This window comes from Salinibacillus kushneri (assembly GCF_900111405.1).
Taxonomy (GTDB): domain Bacteria; phylum Bacillota; class Bacilli; order Bacillales; family Alkalibacillaceae; genus Salinibacillus; species Salinibacillus kushneri.
Map to the genome: position 1 here is coordinate 117,097 of NZ_FOHJ01000007.1, position 17,150 is coordinate 134,246.

20 protein-coding genes and 1 riboswitch are annotated in these 17,150 nt (G+C 37.7%); of the genes, 10 read left to right on the forward strand and 10 right to left on the reverse strand.

Annotated elements, in window-relative coordinates; translation table 11 throughout:
• The first annotated feature begins 43 nt into the window (after nucleotides 1-43).
• The gene (locus tag BMX63_RS11645; protein WP_093135767.1) at nucleotides 44-376 is read left to right on the forward strand and encodes a helix-turn-helix domain-containing protein; all 333 of its coding nucleotides are present in this window, start codon (nucleotides 44-46) and stop codon (nucleotides 374-376) included.
• Between the two features lie 91 nt (nucleotides 377-467).
• On the opposite strand, the gene BMX63_RS11650 is transcribed toward BMX63_RS11645, so the two are convergent.
• Nucleotides 468-1,454: a Gfo/Idh/MocA family protein gene (locus tag BMX63_RS11650; protein WP_093135769.1), complete on the reverse strand. Its 987-nt coding sequence runs from the start codon at nucleotides 1,452-1,454 to the stop codon at nucleotides 468-470.
• A 589-nt stretch (nucleotides 1,455-2,043) separates the two neighbouring features.
• On the opposite strand from BMX63_RS11650, the gene BMX63_RS11655 reads away from it, so the two are divergent.
• From BMX63_RS11655 to BMX63_RS11670, 6 genes are all read left to right on the forward strand, one after another.
• Nucleotides 2,044-3,999, forward strand: coding sequence for an aconitate hydratase (locus BMX63_RS11655; protein WP_093135772.1), 1,956 nt, complete (start codon nucleotides 2,044-2,046; stop codon nucleotides 3,997-3,999).
• A 74-nt stretch (nucleotides 4,000-4,073) separates the two neighbouring features.
• The gene (locus BMX63_RS18060; RefSeq protein WP_177167279.1) at nucleotides 4,074-4,250 is read left to right on the forward strand and encodes a hypothetical protein; all 177 of its coding nucleotides are present in this window, start codon (nucleotides 4,074-4,076) and stop codon (nucleotides 4,248-4,250) included.
• 563 nt (nucleotides 4,251-4,813) lie between these two features.
• Nucleotides 4,814-5,656, forward strand: a complete 843-nt coding sequence (locus BMX63_RS11660) for a hypothetical protein (protein ID WP_093135775.1) — start codon at nucleotides 4,814-4,816, stop codon at nucleotides 5,654-5,656.
• 3 nt (nucleotides 5,657-5,659) lie between these two features.
• Nucleotides 5,660-5,836, forward strand: coding sequence for a hypothetical protein (locus BMX63_RS18065; protein ID WP_177167280.1), 177 nt, complete (start codon nucleotides 5,660-5,662; stop codon nucleotides 5,834-5,836).
• A gap of 90 nt (nucleotides 5,837-5,926) precedes the next feature.
• Nucleotides 5,927-5,973, forward strand: a riboswitch (PreQ1 riboswitch).
• Between the two features lie 73 nt (nucleotides 5,974-6,046).
• The gene (gene queF / locus BMX63_RS11665) at nucleotides 6,047-6,544 is read left to right on the forward strand and encodes a preQ(1) synthase (RefSeq protein ID WP_093135777.1); all 498 of its coding nucleotides are present in this window, start codon (nucleotides 6,047-6,049) and stop codon (nucleotides 6,542-6,544) included.
• Between the two features lie 44 nt (nucleotides 6,545-6,588).
• Complete coding sequence (locus tag BMX63_RS11670) at nucleotides 6,589-7,218, forward strand: queuosine precursor transporter (protein ID WP_093135780.1); 630 nt, start codon at nucleotides 6,589-6,591, stop codon at nucleotides 7,216-7,218.
• Between the two features lie 192 nt (nucleotides 7,219-7,410).
• Here BMX63_RS11670 and BMX63_RS11675 read toward each other — a convergent pair whose 3' ends face one another.
• The 3 genes from BMX63_RS11675 to BMX63_RS11685 all read right to left on the reverse strand — a co-directional run bounded on the left by BMX63_RS11675 (nucleotide 7,411) and on the right by BMX63_RS11685 (nucleotide 9,107).
• A complete protein-coding gene (locus tag BMX63_RS11675) occupies nucleotides 7,411-7,950 on the reverse strand; it encodes a spore coat protein (protein ID WP_093135783.1) in 540 nt (179 codons plus the stop codon).
• Complete coding sequence (locus tag BMX63_RS18070; RefSeq protein ID WP_093135786.1) at nucleotides 7,950-8,258, reverse strand: hypothetical protein; 309 nt, start codon at nucleotides 8,256-8,258, stop codon at nucleotides 7,950-7,952. The genes BMX63_RS11675 and BMX63_RS18070 overlap by 1 nt, the downstream gene beginning before the upstream one ends.
• A 282-nt stretch (nucleotides 8,259-8,540) precedes the next feature.
• Complete coding sequence (locus BMX63_RS11685) at nucleotides 8,541-9,107, reverse strand: hypothetical protein (RefSeq protein WP_093135788.1); 567 nt, start codon at nucleotides 9,105-9,107, stop codon at nucleotides 8,541-8,543.
• Between the two features lie 100 nt (nucleotides 9,108-9,207).
• On the opposite strand from BMX63_RS11685, the gene BMX63_RS11690 reads away from it, so the two are divergent.
• A complete protein-coding gene (locus BMX63_RS11690; protein ID WP_093135791.1) occupies nucleotides 9,208-9,606 on the forward strand; it encodes an SLAP domain-containing protein in 399 nt (132 codons plus the stop codon).
• Between the two features lie 49 nt (nucleotides 9,607-9,655).
• Here the strand turns inward: BMX63_RS11690 and BMX63_RS11695 are convergent, their stop codons facing one another.
• From BMX63_RS11695 to BMX63_RS18075, 4 genes are all read right to left on the reverse strand, one after another.
• On the reverse strand, nucleotides 9,656-10,609 hold the full coding sequence (locus tag BMX63_RS11695; protein WP_093135794.1) for an agmatinase family protein: 954 nt from the start codon (nucleotides 10,607-10,609) through the stop codon (nucleotides 9,656-9,658).
• A gap of 121 nt (nucleotides 10,610-10,730) precedes the next feature.
• Nucleotides 10,731-12,233, reverse strand: coding sequence for a sodium/proline symporter PutP (putP, locus tag BMX63_RS11700; RefSeq protein ID WP_093135796.1), 1,503 nt, complete (start codon nucleotides 12,231-12,233; stop codon nucleotides 10,731-10,733).
• A gap of 602 nt (nucleotides 12,234-12,835) precedes the next feature.
• On the reverse strand, nucleotides 12,836-14,008 hold the full coding sequence (locus BMX63_RS11705) for an MFS transporter (RefSeq protein WP_245732820.1): 1,173 nt from the start codon (nucleotides 14,006-14,008) through the stop codon (nucleotides 12,836-12,838).
• Between the two features lie 417 nt (nucleotides 14,009-14,425).
• On the reverse strand, nucleotides 14,426-14,596 hold the full coding sequence (locus tag BMX63_RS18075; RefSeq protein ID WP_177167281.1) for a hypothetical protein: 171 nt from the start codon (nucleotides 14,594-14,596) through the stop codon (nucleotides 14,426-14,428).
• A gap of 128 nt (nucleotides 14,597-14,724) precedes the next feature.
• Here BMX63_RS18075 and BMX63_RS11710 point away from each other — a divergent pair, with 128 nt between their 5' ends.
• Complete coding sequence (locus BMX63_RS11710) at nucleotides 14,725-15,642, forward strand: SDR family oxidoreductase (RefSeq protein ID WP_093135799.1); 918 nt, start codon at nucleotides 14,725-14,727, stop codon at nucleotides 15,640-15,642.
• A gap of 124 nt (nucleotides 15,643-15,766) precedes the next feature.
• On the opposite strand, the gene BMX63_RS11715 is transcribed toward BMX63_RS11710, so the two are convergent.
• Both BMX63_RS11715 and BMX63_RS11720 read right to left on the reverse strand, forming a co-directional pair.
• On the reverse strand, nucleotides 15,767-16,198 hold the full coding sequence (locus BMX63_RS11715) for a hypothetical protein (RefSeq protein ID WP_093135802.1): 432 nt from the start codon (nucleotides 16,196-16,198) through the stop codon (nucleotides 15,767-15,769).
• Nucleotides 16,185-16,400, reverse strand: coding sequence for a helix-turn-helix transcriptional regulator (locus tag BMX63_RS11720; RefSeq protein WP_093135925.1), 216 nt, complete (start codon nucleotides 16,398-16,400; stop codon nucleotides 16,185-16,187). Before BMX63_RS11720 ends, BMX63_RS11715 begins: the two co-directional genes overlap by 14 nt.
• Before the next feature lie 384 nt (nucleotides 16,401-16,784).
• Between BMX63_RS11720 and BMX63_RS11730 the strand changes: the two genes are divergently transcribed.
• Nucleotides 16,785-17,108 carry a PadR family transcriptional regulator gene (locus tag BMX63_RS11730; protein ID WP_093135807.1) on the forward strand — a complete coding sequence of 108 codons (324 nt, stop codon included), beginning with the start codon at nucleotides 16,785-16,787 and terminating at the stop codon, nucleotides 17,106-17,108.
• The last annotated feature ends 42 nt before the right edge of the window (nucleotides 17,109-17,150 follow it).

Below are 17,150 nucleotides of genomic sequence, written 5' to 3' on the forward strand. Positions count from 1 at the left end.
TGTACAATTTTATGTTATAATAAGCTTAAGGAAGGTGAAAAAGATGATCGGAGAACGTATAAAAAAACAACGTCAACAGAAAAATATGTCCCTATCTGAATTAGCAGAACAAGCTGGTGTAGCAAAATCCTATTTAAGCTCAATCGAACGGAATCTACAATCCAACCCTTCCATTCAGTTCCTTGAAAAAATTTCTTCTGTCTTAGGTGTATCTGTAAACACATTTCTTCATGAAAAAACAGAAAATCTATCAAACGAACACTTAGATCATGAATGGATTCATTTAGTACAGGAAGCAATGCAATCCGGTGTATCTAAAGAGGAGTTTAAAAGCTTTTTAGAGTATAATAAATGGAAGCTAGAGCAAGATAAATAGCATTTTGTATATAACCATTACTATCCACAATCATTCAGTAAAAGGAGCATTTTCTTCCTCGAGAAAATGCTCTTTGTCGCCTCTACTCTTCTTATTTCTTATCGGCAGGAAACGTAATCCCTATTTGCTTTCTTGCTTCTTCCATAATCTGAGCTACAATTTTAGAGTTCTGAAATGAATTTATCGCAGATTCCGTTTGTTTATGGTTTATCAGTTGGATAAATTCATAAATTTCATCATACATTGAGTTCTGATTTTGCGGAACACTTAAGTCTTCTTCTGTGCCTTTATGGTCCCGAAATAAAATCCGATCAGGCTTATGTATGGGGTCAAGTAATAAACTTCCCTCCTCCCCTTGTATTTCAGAAGGTAATTGGGAATTGGTAATTTTAGAGTGCATGACGATTCCTTCCATATCCTCATACGTTGCAAGAACAGTCCCTTCCCCATCAACACCAGAATCAAGCATCATCCCATTTGCTTTCACTTCTTTAGGTTCACCAAATAATACGACCATCGGATAAAGTCCGTAAACGCCAATATCCATTATAGACCCATTGGAAAATTCCGGTTTGAATGCGTTTAAAATCTTTCCTTCTTTATAACCATCATATCTGGAGGAGTATTGACAGTAGTTAGCTACATACCTTCGTACTTTGCCGATTCTATGCAGATTCTTTTGAATAACCTTGAAATTAGGTAAAAAACTAGTCTTTAAAGCTTCCATTAATAAGACATGATTCGATTGAGCCGCTGTTATCATCTCCTCTACTTCTTTTACATTCGAGGCCATTGGTTTTTCACATAATACATGCTTTTTTCCATTCATTAACTGAACCGCATATTCTTTGTGTAATGAGTTGGGAGATGCTATATATACGGCATCCAATTCATCACTTTCAGCCATCTCCGTTATATTTGTAAAGGTATAAGGAGCATTGTACTTCGATGCAAATTCCTGTGCTCTTTCTTCCGTTCGTGAAAATACAGCAGTTAATTGAAAGTCGTCTACTTGACTAGCTGCATCTAAAAACCGTTCAGTAATCCAATTAGTTCCAATTATTCCGAATCGTACCATGTGTTAACCCCCTGTTATTTGTTTGATGGCAGTACCCTGTGCCAAGCCCTCATAAGCAATTCCAGACGGAAGATGAAGGACAAGAAATGTGAATGGTGTGAAGGAAATGTCCTTCATTGTAGGTATGAAGGTCAAAAAGAAGCATAAAATCAATTAAAATGTCTTTCATTAGTGTAATGAGAGACAAAATATTGACGAAGCCCTTTTGATTTGTCCTTTATAAAAATAATGAGAGACAAAGCTCTGTAAAAATAAAGATTATTGTCCTTCAAACAGTCCACCAGTTCATTTTTTAGCCAGCTGCTCCCTCCGTGCATTTTGCTTATACCGCCAAGCCTATTCAGTCGCCTTCGCTTTTCATTGTCCAGCTGCTGCTCCTAGGCCAAAGCAGGTATAAGCATAATCCACTACGTGGCGAAAATACGTGCCACTTCGTGTATTCTGCTTATACTGCCTGGCCTATTCAGTCGCCTTCGCTTTTCTATGTATATTTTACTATGAATTTGTAAATTTATAAAGAATAGTCTAATGAAATATGAGGTTTTATAAATCTACAGGACGGTTATAGAACAATAAAGGAGGAATGACATTGAAGCTAAATGTTACGCAGAAGTTGATTAAGGATCATTTGGTTTCAGGAGACATGACACCTGGTGAGGAAATTGGGTTAAAAATTGATCAGACCTTAACTCAGGATGCCACAGGAACCATGGTAATGCTTGAGCTTGAAGCCATGGGACTGGACTATGCGAAAACCGAAGCATCTGCTCAGTATGTAGACCATAATTTAATCCAGGTTGATAACAAAAATCCTGATGACCATTTATTTTTACAAAGTGCAACAAGACGGTTTGGTCTTTATTATAGTCGTCCTGGTAATGGGGTTAGTCATCCTGTTCATATGCAGCGTTTAGCAAAACCAGGTAAAACATTACTAGGTTCAGATAGTCACACTTGTGCCAATGGCTGTATGGGGATGCTTGCTATGGGAGCTGGCGGTATCGATGTAGCCATGGCCATTGCTGGAGAGCCCTTTTATGTCAAAATGCCAAAAGTTTGGGGAATCAAATTAACTGGTGAACTACCGGATTGGGTTGGTGCAAAAGATGTCATTTTAGAACTGCTCCGACGTCATGATGTAAAAGGTGGAGTCGGTCGCGTTATCGAATACTATGGCCCCGGATTAAAGAGTTTGGATGCCATGGATCGTCACGTCATTGCCAATATGGGAGCAGAGTTAGGAGCAACAGGAACCGTTTTCCCTTCTGACGAAGAAGTCAAACGCTTTTTAAAGGAGCAGGACCGGGAAGAAGATTGGATAAAGCTCCATGCAGATAAGGGGGCCGCATATGATATTGAAGAAGAAATCAATTTATCAGAAATCGAACCTCTTATTGCCAAACCTTCAAGTCCTGGAAATGTTGTCCCCGTTAAGGATATAGCGGGCGAATCCATTTATCAGTCTTATATTGGTTCCTCTGCTCAGCCTGGATTTAATGATTTTGCTATGACCGCAGAAATTGTAAAAGATAAAAAAATTGCTGAAGGGGTGTCTTTAGACATCAACCCTACTTCAAGACAAATGTTAACAGACCTTGTTCAAGAAGGACATATTGCAAGCCTTCTGCAAGCAGGAGCTAGACTGCACCAGGCTGGCTGTAATGGCTGTATCGGTATGGGGCAGGCACCCGCAACGGGACGGAATAGTCTGCGAACCACACCAAGAAACTTCCCTGGACGTTCAGGTACGAAGGAAGATAGTGTCTTTTTATGCGGACCGGAAACAGCAGCAGCCTCCGCTCTGAAAGGAGAAATCACTGATCCTCGAACACTGGAAATGAAATATCCGAAAATAAAAGACCCTAAAAAGCCTACAGTAGATGATCAATTGCTAGACAAACCTCTATCAAAGGAAGAAGCCAGAAATGTTGAGCTTTACAAGGGACCTAACATTGCATCTATTCCGGAAATGGATAAACTTCCGGATGAATTAGAGGTTCCAATCCTCCTTAAAATGGATGATAATATTTCGACTGATGAAATTTTAGCTGGGGGAGCCCGAGTTCTCCCGTTTCGCAGTAACTTACCCGAGATTAGCAAATTTACATTTGAGATTATAGACGAGAGCTATTATGACCGTGCTATGGATGTTCGGGATCAAAGTGGTCACGCGATTGTTGGAGGACATAACTACGGTCAGGGGTCAAGCCGCGAACACGCTGCCCTTGCTCCACGTTATTTGGGTTTACGGGTTGCAGTGGTGAAGGACTTCGCCCGTATTCATTGGCAAAATCTTGTTAATTTTGGTGTTCTTCCTCTCACCTTTAAAGTTGAGGAGGACTTTAACAAATTAGAACAAGGCGATGTTCTTCAATTTAAAAACTTGCAACAGAACGTGAAAGAAGGCAACGATATAATGGCAACTGTAAAAGGAAAAGGTGTTGAACTTGAGCTTACCCACGCTCTATCTTCCAGACAAAAAGACATGATGATTAAGGGTGGATTAATTAACTGGGTTCGAGAACGGCAAAATACAAATGCTTAATACACCAATCACATGTATGTATTCCAGAAACTGTGAAATACTATACAAAAGTATTTAGACAAGGGGAGATACGCATGGTAGATCGCAATAAAGTATGTAAAGCATGTGATGGCACTGGCCTTCTGGCTGATGATGAGGAATGGCAATATACTTGTACGGTTTGCGGTGGTGATGGGGTGTTTCAAGCAGGTGATAACCCCGAACCAGATGCACCATTTTCTGTTGATGAAAATAATCGTACCTTAGAGTAAAGGGAGTGCCATAACTGCACTCCCTTTTATTTGGTCCTTTCGATTTTAACAAAGTGCAAAAAAATCATTTCGTAGCACAAATATGATATACACAAAACGGCTTACAAATTTCTCAATCTTAGCCCTTCTATATTATTGACGGGTAAGTTTATTCCGTCACTTTGACTGCTTTATCTTGGATAAGCCTATGAAAAATTATTGCCTAATTTTTAAAAAATTTTTGCGGATAGAAACCAACCAGCATAATATACTTGTAAATAGGTGCAATCTTCAAGGAGGGCAAGGAGGTGCTTTCTCATCTTAAGAATCACAACAAAAAATAAGACATCACTGGCCGAAAGCATTCCTCTCACAACTCATAAGGAAGGAACGGTGCAGATTGGAAAGCAATCGGTTTTCTATTCGATTATGGAGTTGGAAAAGGAAATCCCTTCCTCCGTCCATACTCCTAGAAAACCTATTGGTGAAAGAGGGTAATTTTTCCCTTTTTCACCATATCTTATAGGTTTTTCCAATACACTTTGTTAAAATTTATATAATATAAAACAAGGTGTGGTGATGGAATGAAGTTTCGTAAATTCTTGAATGTCACTTACGTTTCTAGCATATTAGGAATTTTCAGCTTTATTATCCTTACCGCCACTTTATCAAAAGACAGTTTGAATAAAGTGACAGGCCTCATTTTATTTCCTTTCACTGAAAAGCTCCAACCTAATATGGATTCATCAAGATTAATTCATTGGCTAGCCGTTTCCATTGCTCTTATTTTTTATATACTTATTACTAAGGGTTTGGTAAAATTATTTCAAAAGCCAGTTAAATTACGATCATCCTATCCGGAAATGGTGTGTCAAAATGAAATAGCATCAATGTTGGATGCTGTGGATTCAGAAGACGATGTAAAAATTAATGAAAAAATTATAACATTTATGAAAAAATTTGACGAAATGGTTGCAGAAATCTTCAAAATGGATAAAAATGACTTAAAGAGCCTTTGGGTTCTCCAAATTAATAAAGATGAATACCATAAAACGATTGAAAAAGAAAATGATGAATTTTATCACAATGATCATAAAAGTATTTTAATGATTGTAAACTTAAATGAGCAAATGAAACCAACAGAAGAGGATAAACGTATTATAAGATGGGCACTCCAACAGCCCAATCCGCAGTTTTGGGATGACCGGGTCAAACGCAATTTTAATGGAGAAAATCGCGAATTTGTGTTTGTCCGAAATTACGGTGAATTTCGATTAGGATATGCGTTATTGTTTAAACAACAGCATATGATTACAGAGGAGAAACTTCAACATTTCCAAGCAGCATCCTCCTATTTAATGCTTTTAGGAAAAATCGATAATCTTACCGATAAAATGATTAAATATATACTAGAAAAGGTGGTATAAAAAGTGTCCGTAAAAGAAAAAGATTCAAATCAGAATCAGCCTAATATTTCTGTTTTAACTCTACCTGAAGATACTAAAGTTCGACCTGCTAAATATGAATCCGGATTTAAGAAAGCAGATTCTAAGACATGTCAAGATTATCCGGCTAAAGCCCGGTCTATACTAAGAAAACTTGTGTAAATGATCGATTCAGCATCCTGCTTTAAAAGTGTTTGACAATCAACACACATCTCTTTATACTAATGCAGGAAAATGAAATATTCGCAATGTACGGGAGAGGTTCTTAGCTTCAACCCTCTATAAAAAACTAAGGACATATGACGTGATATATAAATTCGTTGCCATATCCTCCCTTAGGATATGGCTTTTTTAATGAAGGAGGTTTGAAAAGTGAGCGGAAGAAGAGATGGAGAATTGACAGATCTGTCACTATTAGGGAATCAACATACAAAATATACATTTGATTATACACCGGAAGTGCTTGAAACATTTGATAATAAGCATCCAAATCGGGATTATTTTGTAAAATTTAATTGCCCGGAATTTACAACCTTATGCCCCAAAACACATCAGCCAGATTTTGGCACCGTTTATATTAGCTATATTCCAGATGAAAAGATGGTGGAAAGTAAATCATTGAAACTCTATTTATTTAGTTTCCGAAATCATGGTGATTTTCATGAAGATAGTATGAATATTATCATGAATGATTTAATTGAGCTCATGAACCCTCGATATATAGAAGTATGGGGGAAATTCACCCCTAGAGGTGGCATATCTATTGATCCTTATTGCAATTATGGAAAAGCAGGCACAAAATACGAAGAAATGGCGCAGCATCGTCTAATGAATCACGATATGTATCCTGAAAAAGTTGATAATCGATAACAGAGGGAAAGTTTAGAATCCTCCCTAAAAAGGAGAGGAATACGATGTTTGTTTATTTAAATGCTTTATTTGTTGGACTATTGGTTTTATCAAATATTATTGGTGTTAAATTGTTTAGTATAGGTGAATTTGTATTACCGGCTGCAGTCATTGTATATGTCATCACATATCTGATAACAGATGTTGTCGGAGAAGTCTACGGAAAAGAGGCAGCAAAGAAAACAGTACAGGCTGGGTTCTTTACGCAATTAATCGCCCTCATTTTCCTCTTTATCGCGATTAAACTTCCAGCTGCCCCTCTATTTGGGAATCAGCAGGAATTTGAAACGATATTAAGCGGCAGCGTTCGTGTCATTTTAGCCAGCTTACTATCCTATTTGGCCAGTCAGCACTTTGATGTGTTTATCTTTCACCGTTTAAAGCAAAAGCACGGAGATAATAAGCTATGGCTCAGAAATAATGCTTCTACTATGGCCAGTCAATTTATCGATACTAGTATATTTATCACCATTTCGTTTATTGGAACGGTTCCGATAACTGCATTATTGGGTATGATTGCCACACAATATGTATTTAAACTAGTCGTAGCAATAGTGGATACCCCTATCACTTATCTATTGGTAAGGATAGCAAGAAAAGAACGAAATACCTCTGAATCACCATTAAGTGCATAGACAACCATTATAAATGGTATAAATCGAGCAATCGTGTAATAGGGATTGTCCTGAACTGGGCGATCCTTTCTATTTCTGGCTGTTATCTAAAGGAATGTGAGATAAAGTAAAAAGGCTAACTCATTATTTTGAGTCAGCCTATTAAAGGGAGTGTGCTCGATGGGGCGGGGAAATTTAAAAATTGATAGAAGGTTACAGGATATCTAATTGAATAAGAATAGCAATGAGAATTTGTACAAGAATTTGTAGCGATAGCGCAATGTCCGTATCATTAGTTGTTACGTTAATATCTTCAGAGCGTTCGATAATAACTTTTTGTCGATTTACTTGTTGCATATCACTGTGCTGTAAGAGGTCATTGGTTACTTGTTCTGCGCGATCTGAGTCTGCAATTGTAATATTTACAACAAATGCAATGGCAATTTGGATAGCTACCTTAATGGAAAGAGCAATTTGAGTGTCTGTGGAAGTTACATCAACATCATAAGAATCTCTAATTTCTATTACTTCATGAGAACCTTGATAAATATCTTCTACTTGGCCAGCAAAGTTATCAATTTTTGCGTCGTCATCAGATTGATAAGTCCTATCTAACCGATTATTTGTTCTATAAGGTCTTTGGGAGCCGCAACCACAGTCATAAGCGAGATTTTGGCTTTGACCACAGCCGCAATTATGATCCCAAGTATTCCCCGCAAAATCCACAAAATTTCTTTTCCTTCTTCGACCCATTATCCATCAACCTCCTTTTCATTTTTCCTGTTTAGAAACTCACGAAGAGGGCTCTCCTTGGATTTTTCTTTCTTTTTCTTTTCCTCCTTGGAATCAGATGAAGAACTTGGATCTTTCTGCTGAGCGACAAATTGGTTGACCATTGATTGCAGGTTGTCAGCCATATTTCGTAATTCTTGTTTTTGCGAATCAGATAATTCGTTGACACCATTATTTTTATCTATTCCGTATTTTTTAAAAGCATCCGTTACTGATACACTGGCTAAACTTTTTGATAAACCCTCTAGATCTTTGTTTATATCAACCATTTTTTCATTATCACTCCTTTCAACTATCTTTCACTAGCAGTATATGGGGTGATAATATAAAAGTTAGGGCTGTCTCCTAGTCTATTGAAAAAAGGGTTCGTATCCATGGTAGAGTATAATAGTAGAGTCACCTATAAAATAAGTGAAGTCGCATAGCAAAACTTCAGGATTTCATCTCCCTCTGTTTTTCCGATAAAAAAGCCGGTTAGCTTATGTCTTAGTAGGGTTTGCTTGTTTGATTTTATATCTTCACAGACTAAACTCCTTTTCTTAATAAATTGCCTAATCCATATATCGAAATATAATGGGGGCTTGGGATATTCGTTTGTATTGCCCCCTTTTCTTCCATAAATCGCTGCTATGGATAAATAAAAGAGAAAACGTCTCCCATAAAAACACCCAGCCCCCTACTGTCAAACTTAACGAAATGATCTCCCCCATTAATTGGCTGGCATTTGTAGTCTGAAAGAAGTACGATAAAATCGTAAAGAATAAGGATAAAATGACATACAGTAAGGAACGTTTACGTTTCTCTGAAAAGCGCTTTTTTGTGACGTAAAGCGCATACTGAAAATAATTTCTGATTCCCTCAGCAATTAAAGCTTCCATGCGTTCATCTTTTTTTTGATTTTTCATATTAAATCGAAGTTTAATGGCCTTTTTGGAACCAATATCATACGAACATTCTTTTAGAAAGGATTTTAAACTTGAATCTAGATCACGGATATTGTAAACAGATGAATCCCAGGTATTAAAAACATCATCATAGTCCTTAAGTGATATTTCAATAATATATTCACCTGTATTTGGATCGATTGTGTAAAATTGATCTAAAAAGGTATGTGTCAATCATATCTCCTCCCATTTTTCATGGTTTAATAATTATCGTACCATTTCTTCTACTGCATCAACCACTTATTACGGATTTAATTTTTTGGAGGTGATGGAGATGCAAAAGAATCAAAGTCTTAACTATGAATCCTCGTGGGATAAAACTTTGTCTGAAAAGGATCGTGCTTTCATTCAGCATGTTTTCCAGGAGACACAGTATTCTAAAGATCCATTTATCACCTTATGGGAGGCTATTAATCATCAATCCGATCTTTTAGTAACCGTATTGATACAGAATCACGGTTCCAGCATACTTACCTTTCAAAATCAAAAACTGCGCTACCTGGATCAAACGAGAATTATTGCGGAAAATACGTTTACCATTCCTGCCCTTGTCATTGAACCATACACAAGTATGCCATGGACGTTTATTTTTCCCCATGGAAGTTATGATGAAGAGGCAGGGACAGTCCCAGTAAATGCGAAAATCGTAGCGGTTTACGAAGAGGATGACTAATCTTCACAAAAAAGCTGTCCCCCATTGAATCAGGACAGCTTTTCATTCTCTATTGGTTTTTTGTTCTAAAGATATTACCAGCAAGAGCGTAAAGAATTACAGTTGTTACAAAGTGTGAAGAATTATCATTGGCATCCTGCTGGGGATAAACCTCAACGAAATCCATACCTTTAACCCCTAATTTAGCAAATGCATGAACCAGTTCCACCAATTCATAAGAAGTTAATCCATTGCCATCAACCGGTCCACCTGGATTAAAGGCAAAATCAAGCACATCACTGCAAATACTTAAGTAAACCGCTTCTGTTCCCTCACTTGCAATATCATAAGCCTGCTTTGCCAACACCTCTAAATCCTTACTTTTTCTGATTTCTCTTGAAGTTATGGTTGTCGCACCGACCTCATCTGCGTATTTGCCTGTTTCTGGTTTATTTCTAGGTCCATGAATTCCCATGTGAACAATACTTTCATTTCGTACACTTTCACTTTCATATATACGGGCAAAAGGTGTACTTCGGGCGTATAAATCCCCCTCATAATCTGGATGATTGTCATAGTGAGCATCTAAATGAATAATTCCCACTTTTCCATCAATCTTCTCACTTAAAGCTTTTACAATTGGATAGGTAATCCCATGGTCACCGCCAAAGGCAACTGGGAATGTATCGGTATCCCAGACTTTACTGGCAAAATTCGTGATTCTGTCCATGGTTTCTATAGTATCTGCCGGAACCACGTCCACATCACCTAAGTCAGCAAGTTTATAATGACTTAATACATCAATATGATTCAGCTCGGGTAAATACCCCGAATAACGAGCGGAGTTTAAACGAATTACTTTTGGCCCAAGCTCAACACCCGTATAATCGCCCCAGGTGACTGCACCTTCCCAGGGTACACCATAAATTAATACATCGTAATGACGTAAGTTCTGATCTTTAATGGAAACCTTTTTTCCGCCTAGAAAACAAGGGGTATTGCCATATAATTTTTCACCAGTCATGATTTAACACTCCTTTTACCTTGAATGAATGCATTATTTAGTGCCTTTTTAATTATGAACATAGTATAGTGGAAGCCTTTTTTTAAAAGGTAAAACAAAACGCCTTTAAAACCTATGCTTATTATACGCCAGCTACCTTATCATACTCTTCTTTCACATCGTCAGTTGGTTTTTGACCTACAAAGCTAAAGATTACAATAGCTATACTTGAGAAGATAAAGCCTGGTACCATTTCATACAGGGCTGATCCCGTATATTGCCAAGTGAAAACCGTGACACCACCAACAATAATTCCCGCTAGAACCCCATTTCTGGATGTTTTCCTCCAGAATAGTGAGAATAAAATGGCAGGTCCAAATGTAGCCCCAAATCCTGCCCATGCATAAGATACAAGGTCCAGAACGGAGCTGGTTTCATTCCAGGCAATAAATAGTGCAATAATCGCAATTACTAATACGGAAATTCGTCCTACCCAAACTAACTCCTTTTCGGATGCAGTTTTTCGGAAGTATTTACGATAGAAATCCTCCGATAGAGCACTTGAAGAAACGAGAAGCTGAGAGTCAACTGTACTCATAATCGCTGCTAAGACAGCTGCTAAAAGTGCACCTGCGATCCATGGGTCATAAACGACTTGTACAAGCTGAATAAACACCTGCTCAGAGTCTGCGAGAGGCTGATCAAAGGTAACAATCCCCAACATCCCGACAATCAATGCACCATACAGCGGAAGAACAAGTCCTAAGGTTACGCTAATCAATCTTGCCTTACGTACTTCCTTATGGGTACGAATCGCCATAAACCTTGCCAAAATATGCGGTTGTCCAAAATAACCAAGCCCCCAGGCTAAGGCCGAAATGATTCCAACAAAGCCAATTGGACCTGCAGCCTCCCAGAGAATTCCTTCTGGCTGACTATAAGAGGTTGCGGCAAATCCATCGACAAGACTGCTATTTACTGCGCCCAGTTGCTCAAAAAGACCTCCAAATCCGCCAACTTGGATAAGTCCATAAACGGAAGTAAAAACAAGTGCTATAGTCATTAATGCCCCTTGGATAAAGTCTGTGTAACTTACCGCAATAAACCCGCCAAGAAATGTATATCCAACAATAATAAGTGCTCCGATAACTAATGCAAGATGATAATCAACATCGAATGTTCCCTGAAACAGTTTTGCACCACTAACTAAACCTGAAGCTGTATAAAATAAGAAAAAAGCCAATATGAATACCGCAGAAATAACACGTAATAGATTTGAGTTATCACCGAAACGGTTCTCAAAAAACTCTGGTAGAGTAATAGAATCATTGGAGTATTCCGTATAAACACGAAGACGTTTCGCAACATAAGTCCAGTTAATCGCAGCACCAATGGCCAGACCAACAGCAATCCATAAACTCCATTGACCAAATCCCGCCGCATATGCAGCACCAGGTAAACCAATTAATAACCAGCCACTAAAATCACTCGCGGCAGCGGAAAAAGCCGTAACCCAGCTTCCCAGCTTACGTCCGCCTAACACATAATCGGACAATGTATTGGTTCTTCGATAAGTGATTATACCAATGGTTAACATGAGTGCCAAATAGGCGATAAACGTAATTAATATTGGATTTATATCCATTAACCTTCATCCTTCCCTTCTTTAAAATAAGTATATATTGCCCAGACTACGAGTAACGGCATTGGAACCGCAAACCAGAATAATGTCCAGCCTGTAATCATCTTTCCCCCTCCTTCTTTTAGTTTTATAGAAAACGATTTTTATGGGTTAACCAGTAAAAATCGTTACTCTCACATATTCATCGCGTCTACTTGTTCCTGCATCACATAAAATGGAGCCTATCCTATATGATTACATAATTAACCGTAAATAGTGAATTTTTAGAAAATTGTTATTTATATATATAATTTAAAGGGATTTCGATCAATGAATCAAGTATTTTGTCAAAAAACATCATAAAATCCTTACAATTATTTTTCATTTATTGTTTGGTAAAACATGAGTAAGATATATAAATTCATGATTTGGAAGATAAAGAAGACAAAAGGGGCTGAGACATAGCAAAGGCAACCAACGAAGAACAAAGAACGATTTTAGCGAAGTATATTTCCGGAGCGGGTCTATGCAGCATCCATTATTTCTATCTCTTTTATAAAAAACTTTTGTCCCAGCCCTCCTGGAATTCATTTTTGATTTTATACTCTCATTTAAGGGGAAGCACTTTAAGATGCCTTTTGCCGAACCACAGATGTCATGTTTAGTTTTGAATAACCAACATACGTTAAAATGAACATTCCTACAACAAAGGCGATAAAATAAGGGGAAATCATCTCCCTTATTACACCTGTTATAAATGAACTGATGATAATCCCTAAAGAATACACAGCAGACATGACTCCGAAGGCCCTGCCATGATATTTTGACGAGACACTTTCAGTAATGGCTGTTGCGATGGCCGGCATGACCAGTCCAAAGAAAAAGCCAACACAGAATAACATGACAGGCATGGACAAAGATAATCCAAATAACAAAAACAAAGAAATATTCATTCCCGTCAAACCCGTTATAAACCTTTTAAAAGGATCGAAGCGGTTAACAAAAAAGAGTGACAAGGCGAGAAATGTTCCTAGCCCCATAAAGCTAAATAACTGACCTGTATTTAATGTGGAAACGCCTTTTTCCACCGTTAAATATGGAATTTCATAAGCAATAACGCCGTGTATATACATAACGGCAAAGCCGGTTAAATAAATGAGCTTTAATTCCGGCGTCGTAAATACCCGCATTAAGCTTACCTGTTCTCCTCCTCTAGGCTCTTTCACAATAAAATGTCTTTCCTTTAAAAAACTCAAGCCATACAATCCTGTGAGGATCATAGAAGCTCCAATAAAAAAGTACGTATTGACATAGCCAATCCATACAACGAGCTGACCGCCAATTACCGGGGCCAGAATACTTGCTATAGTTGTAAGAATCCCGTTAATGGCCATGTTTTTCCCCTGCTGCCTCCGGTTTTTAGCGTATCCTGAAAGCAATGTAAATGCTGCCGGGATTAAAAAAGCCATGGCAAACTCATTTAAGCCATGCAGAAAAAATAATTCCCTCGAATTTGATACAAATCCATGTGCAATAAATAATCCCCCAGATACAAATAAAGGTAAAATGATAAATAACTTTTTACCAAAACGATCAACCAGCGGGCCAGCCATTAAATTTCCAACTAAATCAGACATCGAACCAAAGCTTAGCATCATTCCAATCAAAATACTCGTAGCACCAAAACCGGCCGCAAAGGGAGTAAATACTGGTGACTCAATACTCATAATCAGGCTGATTAAAAACATTATCAAAAAGATAGGTAATTTTTCTACAGCTGCTTGTCTCAATTTTTTCACCTCTCCCCACCATTTATATGCGGGAGAGATACAAATTAGACGAGCCTTATAAGACAGTTGCAATTTTACTTCAATGAAAAAATAAGGCTTCTATGGTACCCATTTTATGAACCAAGAAGCCGATTTACATTTTTTGTAAAGGGTAAATCAGAGAATAATACGCTGCACAAGCTGTTGAAATACACGTAGACTCCTTTAAAAAATGTATGCACATTTTTCTCATGCGATGTAAAATCATCCAAGCTTTCCTTGCCCTGTGAGAGACGTGTGGTCCACGGCTCACTCGCGGAAAGCGTAGTGTATATTTCACCTACTACAAGGCAGAGCAACACACGATGCGAAAACAGCTTTATAAAACATACGCAGATCTGCAAGATGCCTTACGTTTAATCTTATGGAATATAAATCCACGTGTTTCTAGATGATTGGATAATAAGGTTCATATCTTGGATAGCAGTAGTATGGTGGTCTGGGACCAATTTTCGGAACGGTAAAGGGATGGGCATTCTCATCATATAGCAATTCTTCTGTTTCATTAGACTGATTAATCAGCAGTAAATTCACTTCAGGATTGTAATAATAGTGCATTCCACTTCCTCCTTATTTCCTTTCTCTTCTATTACACTATTCTTATTTCACATAAACGAGCATGTACTGCACATCATTCGCCTAATAAACATAACTTAATTTTAAATAGTTGATGAGGAGGATGATCAATGTCTTATAATCAATCAAACAATCAACATTATCCCACGCACCCAAATTATGGAAAAATTACACAATATGAGGAAGTACCCCTGACCGTACCAGAACAACGCCAATTTCGCCAACCTGGAGTAGAAGGATTAATGGTACCCAAGCCCATTATCGAAAACCCCAACTACAAAGGAAGTGAAAAATTAAAAGGAAAAGTTGCACTCATAACAGGCGGAGACAGTGGAATGGGAGCTGCTGCTGCCATTATTTTTGCCAAGGAAGGGGCAGACGTTGCGATAGCTTACTTAGATGAGCATGAAGATGCGAGAAGAACTAAGGACAGAATTGAAGCAATTGGTAAACGTTGCTTATTGTTGCCTGGTGACCTTAGAAACAAACAGCAGTGTATAGATATTGTCAGACATACTGTGGAAACGTTTGGAAAGCTGGATATTCTATGCAATCATGTAGGCATTCAATTTCAGCAATTAAGCTTACTGGATATTACAGATGAACAATTTGACGACACCTTTAAAGTTAACATTTACTCTCACTTTTACACTACTCGTGAAGCACTAAAATATTTAAAGGCAGGAAGCTCAATTATTAATACATCCTCTGTTGTTCCCTTTTATGGAAACGAACAATTAATCGACTATACAGCAACAAAAGCAGCAAACATCGGATTTACTCGCTCTTTGGCAAACAGTTTGGTTAAGAAAGGCATTCGAGTCAATGCCATTGCTCCAGGAAAAATATGGACTCCGCTTATCCCATCCAGTTTTTCTGCAGATCAAGTACCACTTGCTGATAATCCTATGGGCCGGCAGGGACAGCCCTTTGAAGTTGCCCCAACTTTTGTCTATCTTGCCTCTGACGATTCTCGTTTTGTAACAGGCCAGGTCCTGCACGTAAATGGAGGACAGGTGTTAGAATGATGCACCAAACCTTATAAAGGGTTCATTGATTAACGCCGAACAATTTATGACTTCATCACAGGAAAAGCTGCTCTATTCCAAAACAGAGCAGCTTTTCATTCCGCATTAATCATATTTTGTTAATTTATCCATCATGATCTGACCGTTTTTTTCGTAAATAGTGAACGAATGAATAAGAAGCAAGAAAACAAACAAACAACACTATCCCTATAATAATGGCATTCCTTGTGCTGCCTCCATCTGGTCCAAACTTTACCAATAGTGCTGAGACCATTCCAACGACTGCCGCTATCACAACCTTAGGATAATACGGCCCAGGAGCTTTCTTACCGGATTTGTCATCCATATCAACTGAGATTCTCAGATTTAGCCAGCTTAAGATAACTCCAGTTAAAATGAATACGAACCATAGTGGATTATCGCTTACTTCACTAAATCCCTTTGATATGGTCTCATAAAGTAAAATCGCAACGATGCCTGCACTTTGGACGAGAAAAGCGATTCGAATATTTTTTAGATTTTGTAATATTAATCGTTCATCTTTAATCTTCTTCATGTTTTTCCTCCTCAGGAACCCAAAATACTTCATCCAGCGTTTTATTCACTGCATAACAAATCGCTAAGCATAACTTAAGTGTAGGGTTATATTTTCCTTTCTCAATGAGACTAATCGTTTGCCGGGTAACCCCTACTTCTTCTGCTAATTGCTGCTGTGTTAAATCCACCTGAACACGTGCTAATTTCACTTTGTTCTTCACCATTATTCTCTCTCCTCAAGCTAATTGTAACATATATATTACATAATTCAATATATATGTTACATAACAAATAAAGAAGATAAGTGTAACAACACTAAATAGTCTGTTTTTATATGGGAAGGGTCGTATTAATTCATATTGTTCCAAACCGAACTTTTCATAGGCTTTATCAATGAGTCGCTTCAATTGAACATCCATTATTTTCTCCCACTCTTTGATATCTTAATAACTTTTATCATTTAGCCTAAAAATTGTTAATCCTTACATTGTCATACGAAGTATAATATGTTAAAGTTTTACTATATTGCATTACAATATAGTAGTATTTTTTTGCATAACTACATTGTAATACAATGTTAGCATTGTGGTGGAGGGGGTCCACGATTGTCAACCAGTCAAATTTTAAAAGGGATATTAGAAGGATGTCTCCTGTCGATTATTTCAGAAGGAGAGACATATGGTTATGAAATCACTGAAAAGCTAAATAACCGTGGTTTGACGATGATAAGTGAAGGGAGCATCTATCCTGTTTTGCTTCGTCTGAAAAGGGAAGGTCTTGTTGAGACAACGAAAAAACAAGTTCCATCAGGCGGACCAAAACGGAAGTATTATAGATTAACAGAACAAGGGTTTGAGGAGCTGGAGATATTTAAGGAAAAATGGACAGTGATTTCAAATGGTGTAAATCAACTAATGAAAGGGGACTAGTGACATGGAATTATCAAAACGGAGCCAGGATTTTCTCGAAAA